Source organism: Halorubrum halophilum (genome assembly GCF_000739595.1).
GTDB classification, from domain to species: Archaea; Halobacteriota; Halobacteria; order Halobacteriales; family Haloferacaceae; genus Halorubrum; species Halorubrum halophilum.
In genome coordinates, this window is record NZ_BBJP01000022.1 from 106,454 (window position 1) to 113,647 (window position 7,194).

The following is a 7,194-nucleotide window of genomic DNA, read 5'->3' on the forward strand; positions in this document are numbered from 1 at the left end:
CCGACTGCGAACGGTTCACTTTAATCGGCGCGTCGCCTCGCTCGGGTATGACGGAGACGGAGATTCCCGAGGATCACCCGCGCTACGCGTCGCTCGTGACGCGCCACCGGATCGAGGCGGGCGTCGAGAAGGGGATCACCTCGAAACAGGGGCTCATCGCGCAGGGCCGCGGCGAGGCGTTCGACTACCTCCTCGGCGAGCGCACGCTCCCGAGCGCGGACGCCGCCGAGCGCGCCGCAGCGGCGACGCTGCTCACGGCCGATCGTCCGGTGCTCTCGGTGAACGGCAACGTCGCGGCGCTGGCTCCCGCGGAGACGGTCGAACTCGCCGAGGCGGTCGACGCGGACATTGAGGTGAACCTCTTCAACCACACCGACGATCGGGTCCGGCGGATCGCCGACCACCTCCGGGAGCACGGCGCCGACGGGGTGAAGGGGCTCGCGGGCGACGGCGAGATCCCCGGACTGGACCACGCCCGCGGCATCGTCGACGCCGACGGGATCGAGGCGGCCGACGTGGTCGTCGTCCCGCTGGAGGACGGCGACCGCGCCGAGGCGCTTGACGCGATGGGGAAGACGGAGATCGTGATCGACCTCAACCCCGGGAGCCGGTCGCCGCGCACCGCCGACATCCCGATCATCGACAATCTGATCCGAGCGGTGCCGAACGTCACTGCCCACGCGCGGGAGCTGGCCGACGAGTCACCCGCGGTGCGTCGCGACGCGATCGACGCGTTCGACGCCGACGAAGCGCTCGCCGATGCGGAGGCCGCCATCCGCGAGGGCTCCTTCGAGATGTCCGACACCTAACCCCGGACCGCGAGAAGCCCGACGAAACGTTCGCTCGCTGACGAATTCGGGGGTGTCGGCGTCGGAAGTGCAAAGGCCGCTGGCAACGTATGGCACGCATGGAACTCGACGAGACGGACCGTTCGATCCTCCGGATCTTGCAGGAGGACGCCCGGACGCCGTTCTCGGAGGTCGCGCGCCGTATCGATATGTCCAGCGCGACCGTCCACGACCGGGTGAACCGCATGGAGGAGGCGGGTGTCATCGAGGGGTACCACGCGTCGATCGATCCGAAGGCGGTCGGCTACGGCGTCAGCGCCTTCGTCGGCCTCCGCGTCGAACAGGGACGCGAGGAGGACGCCTTGGAGCGGCTCCGCGATATCGACGGCGTCTGCGAGATCCACCTGACCACCGGCGAGTGGGACGTGATCCTCAAGGTCGTCGCCGCGAACACGGACAGCCTCCGCGAGCTGATGTTCGAGCGCGTCGCGGAGATGGAGGGGTTCTCCCGGTCGCAGACGATGATTATCCTCGACACCGACTACGAGGCCGACGGGCCACCGGTGTGAATGCCCCGGGCGAAGGACGCTTCGACGACGCGGGACCGGAACTCTCAATTCGGGCACCCTCCCAACGAAGAGCATGAGCACACGGGTCGAGGAGCGGTTCGGGCTGTCGCCGGAGCGCGCGTGGGCCGCGATCGTCGGCGGCGTCGCGGCGCTGCTCGCGATCGGGTCCGCCGTCTTCCCGCGGATCGTGTACGATCGGTTCCTCTGGCGGTACTTCTGGGGGCCGGTCGCGGCCGACGGACAGGGCGCGCAGTGCGCCGTCCGCGACGCGAGCGGGACCGAGCTGCTCGGGAGCTCGTCGGCGTGTTCGGCGGCCGTCGAGGCCGGCGAGATCGTCGCCGAGCCGGGGTACACCACGGTCTCGACCGTGAGCTACGTCGTCATCCTGCTGGCGATGCTGATCGGTGTGGTCTTCCTCCTCCGGCGGCTGGATATCGGCACCGAGCTGCGCTTTTTCTACGCGCTGTTCCCGTTCATGCTGCTCGGCGGCGCCCTCCGCACCGTCGAGGACTCGGGGATCGCCGCGATGCGGGCCGGCGTGGAACCGCTGATCCCGTTCCCCGTCAGCGCCCTCCTGATCAGCCCGTTCATCTACTTCACGGTTTTCGGCGTGACGCTCGCGTGCGTCCTCGCAGCGTACTCGCTCGAGGACCGAGGCGCGGTCGACGACTACGCTCGGCCCCTGTTCGCGATGGGCGCCGCCGGGCTCGCGCTCGCGTTCGGCTACCTCTCGTACCTCTCGGCCGCGACCGACTACGTTCAGTTCTACCCGATCGTCCTCGTCTTGACGCTGGGGATCGCAACCGCGGCGACCGCGGTCACGTGGAAGCTCGCGACCGCGTACGTGCCCGAGGTCCGGCAGGGGACCGGCGTCGCTGGGATAATTATCATCTGGGGTCACGCGATCGACGGGGTCGCCAACGTGATCGGGCTCAACTGGATGCCGGCGCTGACGGGGACGGCGAACCTCGTCCCGAAACACGTGGTCAACGCGCTGATCGTCGACTGGACCGGTCGGCTGCTCCCGCAGTCGATCGTCTCCGTCACCGGCGACGCGTGGCCGTTCCTGCTGGTGAAGCTCGCGGCGGCGACGTTCGTCGTCTGGGTGTTCAACGGCGAGATGTTCGACGAGTCGCCGCGCTACACGCTGCTGCTGCTCATCACGGTGCTCGCGGTCGGACTCGGTCCCGGCAGTCGGGACATGCTCCGCGCGACGTTCGGGATCTGAGAGCGGCGAACCGCGTCACATCCCGGAGTTACATCCCCATGTCGGCGGCGGCCTCGGGGACCGGGAGGTCGCCGACGGCGACGCCGAGCAGTTCGGCGGCGTGGTCGAGCGCCATGTCGAACCCGTAGTATCGCTCTAACTCGTCGCCGGTCGGGCCCGGGCGGACCTTCAACATCGCGTAGCCCTCGGCGTTCTGGGCGATCGTCGCCCCTCGACCGTCGGCCGAAAATGTGAGGCGTCGCTCGCCGTCTGTCTCCTCGTAGCGCGCGTCGATCGCATTCCCCTCGTCCTCCTCGCTCCCCTCGCCTCCCGCCGTGTCGCTCATACGCACGGTACGTTCCGACCCCTGTCGTATCTGTCGGTCGACAAGGTCGCTGTCACTCTCGGTGTCGTCGTCGATCTACCGCGGATCCCACCCGTGGAACTCGGTCCCCGGCTCCAGATCGAGGTCGAGCGCGTCGATGATCCCGCCGAGGGCCTCGTACCCGCTCGCGGCCGCGGCGATCCCGACGACCGTGTCGTCGTCGTACCGAGCGGCGGCCTCGTCGTGGACGACCGCGTCGACCTCGCCCCGGACGACCGCGAGCGCGTACTCGACGAGGGCCGTCTCGTCGGCGTCGAGGGGACCGCGGTCGTCCGCGCCGAGCGCGGCGATGACCTCGTCGTCGATCCCGACCCCGCGGGCGATGTTGACGTGCTGATGCCACTCGTAGCGGTTCGTCGTCTCGCGGGCGACCGCGAGGATCACGAGCTCTCGCTCGCGGTCTGAGAGCCCGCTGTCGGTCCACAGCGATCCGAGGAACGAGCGCAGTCCCGCGAGCACCTCGGGGTTGTTGCCGATCGACTGGTAGACGTGCAGGGGCTTCCCCTGCAGCGACGACTCCAGCAAGTCCTCGTACTCGTCCGGCACGTCCGACGCGTCAACGTAGGGCACGCGAGCCATGGCTGCGTCTCTCCACCCAGAGTGATAGGTATGCGTGACTCGGTAGCGCTCGCCGCGATCGGGAGCGCTCCGACCGGATCGCCGTGTTCCGTCCGCCCGCTCGCCGGATGGTAAGTTTAAGGGACGACACGGCCCTACCGGAGACAATGAGTACCGAAGTGTCGCGGCGGCGGGCGTGGGTGATCGCCGCGCGACCGCAGACGCTCCCTGCGGCGGCGGCGCCGGTGATCGTCGGCGTCGGGCTCGCGGTCCGGGACGGGGCGTTCGCCCCGCTGCCCGCGCTCGCGGCGTTCGTCGGCGCGGCGCTGATCCAGATCGGGACCAACTTCGCGAACGACTACTACGACGCGATTCAGGGGGCCGACACCGACGACCGCGAGGGGTTCACCCGCGTCGTCGCCAGCGGTCTCATCGAGCCCGGAGAGGTGAAGCGGGCGATGTGGCTCACGTTCGCGGCCGCGGTCCTCGTCGGGACCTCCCTCGTCTACGTGGGCGGCGTCCCGATCCTCGTGATCGGGCTCGCCTCGGTCGCCGCGGGGATCGCGTACACCGGGGGTCCCTACCCGCTCGGGTACCACGGGCTCGGCGATCTGTTCGTGTTCGTCTTCTTCGGCGTGATCGCCGTCACGGGTACGTACTACGTGCAGGCCGCCGCGCTCGCGGGCGGGGCGTTCCCGCTCTGGATCCCGGAGGGGACCGTCACCCTCGCGGCCGTCGTCGCGAGCCTCCCGATCGCCGCGCTGTCGACGAACATCCTCGTCGTCAACAACGTCCGCGACCTGGAGGAAGACGCGGAGACCGGGAAACGCACCCTCGCGGTCCGGTTCGGCTACCGGTTCTCGCGGGGTCAGTTCCTCGCGCTGCTCGCGCTCGCGTACCTCACTCCCTTCTGGTTCCTCGCGGAAGGGTACGGGCTCCCGGTGCTCCTCCCGCTCGTGACCCTCCCGCTCGCGGCCGGCGTGGCCCGTACCGTACTGACCGAGACCGCCGGCGACGCGCTCAATCCGGCGCTCGAATCGACCGGGAAGCTCCTCGCGGCGTACGCGGTCGCGTTCGCCGTCGGGCTCGTGGTCTGACTCATGCGGCTCAGCCCCTTCTCGCTCGGACTGACGAACTCCCTCGAAACCGCGTGCGGCGCGATCGATCGACGTGAGGGGTTCCTCGTCGCCGTCGACCCCGAGTCCGACGGCGAACCGGTTCCCGCGCCCGGCCTCGGCGAGGCGACGCCGCTCCCCGGCTGGACCGAGTCGCTGTCGGCGTGCGAGGCGGCGCTTCGCGAGGTCGGAGACGGAAACCGTGGGAAAGAACTCGTGACAGACGCGCTCGACCGACTCGATCCCGCCGAGACGCCCGCAGCGCGTCACGGGCTCGCGCTCGCGCTCGCGGACGCGGCCGCCCGCGACGCCGGCCGTTCCCTCTCCGCGCACCTCGCCCGGGCCGAGGACCTTCCCGCGCCCGCCGAGGCGGTCCCGGTCAACGCGACGATCGGCGACGGCGGCCCGGAAGCGACCGCAGACGCCGCAGAACGCGCTGTCGATTCGGGATTCGACTGCCTGAAGGTGAAGGTCGGCGCGCGCGATCTCGACGCCGACGTCGACCGCCTCCGAGCCGTGAGGCGGGCGGTCGGCGAGGACGTCGCCCTGCGGGCCGACGCAAACGGCGCGTGGGACCGGGAAACCGCCCGAGAGGCGATCGAGCGACTCCGGCCGCTCGACCTCGCGTACCTCGAACAGCCGCTGCCGGCCGATGACCTCGACGGGGCGGCCGCGCTCCGGGAACGCCGGAAGGGAGTCCCGATCGCGCTCGACGAGTCGCTCGCGAGCCGCGGGCTCGACGCGGTCCTCGACGCCGGCGCGGCCGACGCCGTCGTCCTAAAGCCGATGGCGCTCGGGGGCCCGGACCTGGCGCTGGCGGCGGCGAAGCGCGCGCGAGAGGCCCGCGTCGAGCCGGTCGTCACCACCACGATCGACGCGGCCGTCGCGCGCGCCGCCGCGGTCCACGTCGCCGCCGCGATCCCCGACGTGGTCCCGTGCGGACTCGCCACCGGCCCGCTTCTCGACGCCGACCTCGCCCCGGACTCCTGTCCGGTCGCGGACGGCGCGGTGGCGGTGCCGTCCGGCCCCGGTCTGGCCGGCGACGCGTTCGACGACCTGCCGTAGCTCGGGGCGGGGCGGTGAGAAAGCGTCTCTCCGCCTCACTCCACGACTTCAATCGCCCTCCACGACTTCGATTCTCCCCTCCATCCCGCGCGTCTGGTGCGGCGTGCAGACGTACTCGAAGACGCCCGCCTCCGCGAACGCGTGCTCGAAGGTGTGTCCCTCCTCGCCGGTGAGTTCGGACTCGAAGACGCCGCTCTTCTCGACCACGTTGTGCGCGCCGCCGGCGCCCGTCCACTCCCAGACGACGGTCGCTCCGGCGTCGACGACGAGGTTCGCGGGCGCGAAGACGAATCCGGCGTCGGCGCCGACGGCGACCGTCACTCGCTCCTCGCCCGTCCGGTCGGCCGGCTCCGGATCGTTCTCGTCGCCGCCCGGGAGGACGGCGTCGGCACAGCCCGCGAGCGACGCGGCGGCGACGGTACCCACCGCCGCGAGCGTCGCTCGTCGCGTTCGATCGGTCATAGCGGATCGACGCGGTGGACGGTATAAATCCCCTCGTGAACGCCGACGGGTCGGCAACGGGCACACGGTCGGACGGACCGGCGGACGAGGGAACCGGTGGACCGGCGGACGAGGGAAGGGGCTTTTACCGCCACCGCCGAAGGGGGGCGTATGAGCGATTGGACCGACGCGATCGTCGGCGAGCGCATGACCGTCGACAACCAGTTCACCGACCGAGTGTCGGCCTCGCAGTTCTCCAGTCAGGAGTGGGGGCTGATCATGACCGCGACCGAGTTCGAGATCGAGAACGCCGACGACTCCGAGGACGCCCGGATCGTCGCCGACACCTCCAGCCTCCCGGCGATCATGCCGGAGCTCGAGAACGTGCGGTCGCAGGTCGCGGCGATGGGCGGCGCCCCCGGCGGCGACGCCGGCGGGAGCGGGGGATCCGGCGGCGGGCTCGTCGACTCGATCAAGGGTGCGCTCGGGCTCGGCGGCGGGGGCAGCGACGGCCCCTCCGACGAAGAGCTCGAAGCGGCCGAGCGCCTCGTCCAGGAGTACGCAGACGAGCTACAGGCGCACCTCGAAGAGGCCGGCAAGTGGGAGCAGGTGCGAGTCGCGTATCAGGAGTGACATCCTCCTCGCCGTAAACGGCGAGGCTTCCCGTGCCGCAGGTGGGATATTTGCCGGTCTACGACACGACCTGTTCTCTCGTGTGAAACGTCCCGCTCTCGCGGTCGAACAAGTGTGTCGATGGCTGTGCCACACAGCCGTTACTCCTATCCTCGCCGTGAGGACTCGGAGTTATCTTCTGACGCATATTCTCTGCCCCGTTACAATCCGCGTTGGCTACCAACTCACACGACGAGCAGACGTACAGGCCACGTTCGACACGGTTCGATTTCGTGTCGTCGCCACACGATGAACACGTTTTCGAGGAGTTCCACTCGTTTTCTTTCAGCACCTCAACACCCCGCATCTCGCCTTTGTATGCGAGGTATTGGTAGAGACGGTTGAACGCCCACGAGTGGAGCTTCTTATTCCCCGTTTTTTTTTTTTTTTTATT

The 7,194-nt window shown here is 69.7% G+C and carries 10 protein-coding genes; 6 read left to right on the forward strand and 4 right to left on the reverse strand.

Features of this window, described 5'->3' with window-relative positions; genetic code table 11:
- Nucleotides 1–47: 47 nt before the first annotated feature.
- The 3 genes from ACP96_RS07695 (at nt 48) to ACP96_RS07705 (ending at nt 2,585) form a co-directional block, all read left to right on the forward strand.
- On the forward strand, nt 48–809 hold the full coding sequence (locus ACP96_RS07695) for a 4-phosphopantoate--beta-alanine ligase (protein WP_050024005.1): 762 nt from the start codon (nt 48–50) through the stop codon (nt 807–809).
- Nucleotides 810–907: 98 nt separating this feature from the next.
- Nucleotides 908–1,357 carry an Lrp/AsnC family transcriptional regulator gene (locus ACP96_RS07700; protein WP_050024003.1) on the forward strand — a complete coding sequence of 150 codons (450 nt, stop codon included), beginning with the start codon at nt 908–910 and terminating at the stop codon, nt 1,355–1,357.
- Between the two features lie 73 nt (nt 1,358–1,430).
- Entirely contained in the window at nt 1,431–2,585 is a 1,155-nt protein-coding gene (locus ACP96_RS07705) for a DUF63 family protein (protein WP_050024001.1), read from the forward strand.
- Nucleotides 2,586–2,613: 28 nt separating this feature from the next.
- On the opposite strand, the gene ACP96_RS07710 is transcribed toward ACP96_RS07705, so the two are convergent.
- Nucleotides 2,614–2,910 (reverse strand): DUF7111 family protein, encoded by a 297-nt coding sequence (locus ACP96_RS07710; RefSeq protein WP_050023999.1) that lies wholly within the window; start codon nt 2,908–2,910, stop codon nt 2,614–2,616.
- A gap of 75 nt (nt 2,911–2,985) precedes the next feature.
- On the reverse strand, nt 2,986–3,528 hold the full coding sequence (locus ACP96_RS07715; protein WP_050023997.1) for a carboxymuconolactone decarboxylase family protein: 543 nt from the start codon (nt 3,526–3,528) through the stop codon (nt 2,986–2,988).
- Between the two features lie 146 nt (nt 3,529–3,674).
- Between ACP96_RS07715 and ACP96_RS07720 the strand changes: the two genes are divergently transcribed.
- Both ACP96_RS07720 and ACP96_RS07725 read left to right on the forward strand, forming a co-directional pair.
- Nucleotides 3,675–4,604, forward strand: a complete 930-nt coding sequence (locus ACP96_RS07720; RefSeq protein WP_050032889.1) for a 1,4-dihydroxy-2-naphthoate polyprenyltransferase — start codon at nt 3,675–3,677, stop codon at nt 4,602–4,604.
- A 3-nt stretch (nt 4,605–4,607) separates the two neighbouring features.
- Entirely contained in the window at nt 4,608–5,687 is a 1,080-nt protein-coding gene (locus ACP96_RS07725) for a mandelate racemase/muconate lactonizing enzyme family protein (protein ID WP_050032890.1), read from the forward strand.
- A 48-nt stretch (nt 5,688–5,735) separates the two neighbouring features.
- Here ACP96_RS07725 and ACP96_RS07730 read toward each other — a convergent pair whose 3' ends face one another.
- Nucleotides 5,736–6,149, reverse strand: a complete 414-nt coding sequence (locus ACP96_RS07730; RefSeq protein WP_050026734.1) for a halocyanin domain-containing protein — start codon at nt 6,147–6,149, stop codon at nt 5,736–5,738.
- A 150-nt stretch (nt 6,150–6,299) separates the two neighbouring features.
- Here ACP96_RS07730 and ACP96_RS07735 point away from each other — a divergent pair, with 150 nt between their 5' ends.
- Entirely contained in the window at nt 6,300–6,761 is a 462-nt protein-coding gene (locus ACP96_RS07735; protein ID WP_050026733.1) for a DUF5799 family protein, read from the forward strand.
- Nucleotides 6,762–6,819: 58 nt separating this feature from the next.
- On the opposite strand, the gene ACP96_RS17645 is transcribed toward ACP96_RS07735, so the two are convergent.
- Nucleotides 6,820–7,194 (reverse strand): zinc ribbon domain-containing protein (locus ACP96_RS17645; RefSeq protein WP_154020430.1); only part of this gene is annotated, 375 nt, incomplete at its 5' end.

Bases quoted from the DNA above. Each gene is read 5' to 3' on its own strand.
- ACP96_RS07700 (WP_050024003.1), top strand. From the start codon at position 908: ATGGAACTCGACGAGACGGACCGTTCGATCCTCCGGATCTTGCAGGAG.
- ACP96_RS07705 (WP_050024001.1), top strand. From the start codon at position 1,431: ATGAGCACACGGGTCGAGGAGCGGTTCGGGCTGTCGCCGGAGCGCGCG.
- ACP96_RS07715 (WP_050023997.1), bottom strand. From the start codon at position 3,528: ATGGCTCGCGTGCCCTACGTTGACGCGTCGGACGTGCCGGACGAGTAC.
- ACP96_RS07730 (WP_050026734.1), bottom strand. From the start codon at position 6,149: ATGACCGATCGAACGCGACGAGCGACGCTCGCGGCGGTGGGTACCGTC.
- ACP96_RS07720 (WP_050032889.1), top strand. From the start codon at position 3,675: ATGAGTACCGAAGTGTCGCGGCGGCGGGCGTGGGTGATCGCCGCGCGA.
- ACP96_RS07725 (WP_050032890.1), top strand. From the start codon at position 4,608: ATGCGGCTCAGCCCCTTCTCGCTCGGACTGACGAACTCCCTCGAAACC.
- ACP96_RS07695 (WP_050024005.1), top strand. From the start codon at position 48: ATGACGGAGACGGAGATTCCCGAGGATCACCCGCGCTACGCGTCGCTC.
- ACP96_RS07710 (WP_050023999.1), bottom strand. From the start codon at position 2,910: ATGAGCGACACGGCGGGAGGCGAGGGGAGCGAGGAGGACGAGGGGAAT.
- ACP96_RS07735 (WP_050026733.1), top strand. From the start codon at position 6,300: ATGAGCGATTGGACCGACGCGATCGTCGGCGAGCGCATGACCGTCGAC.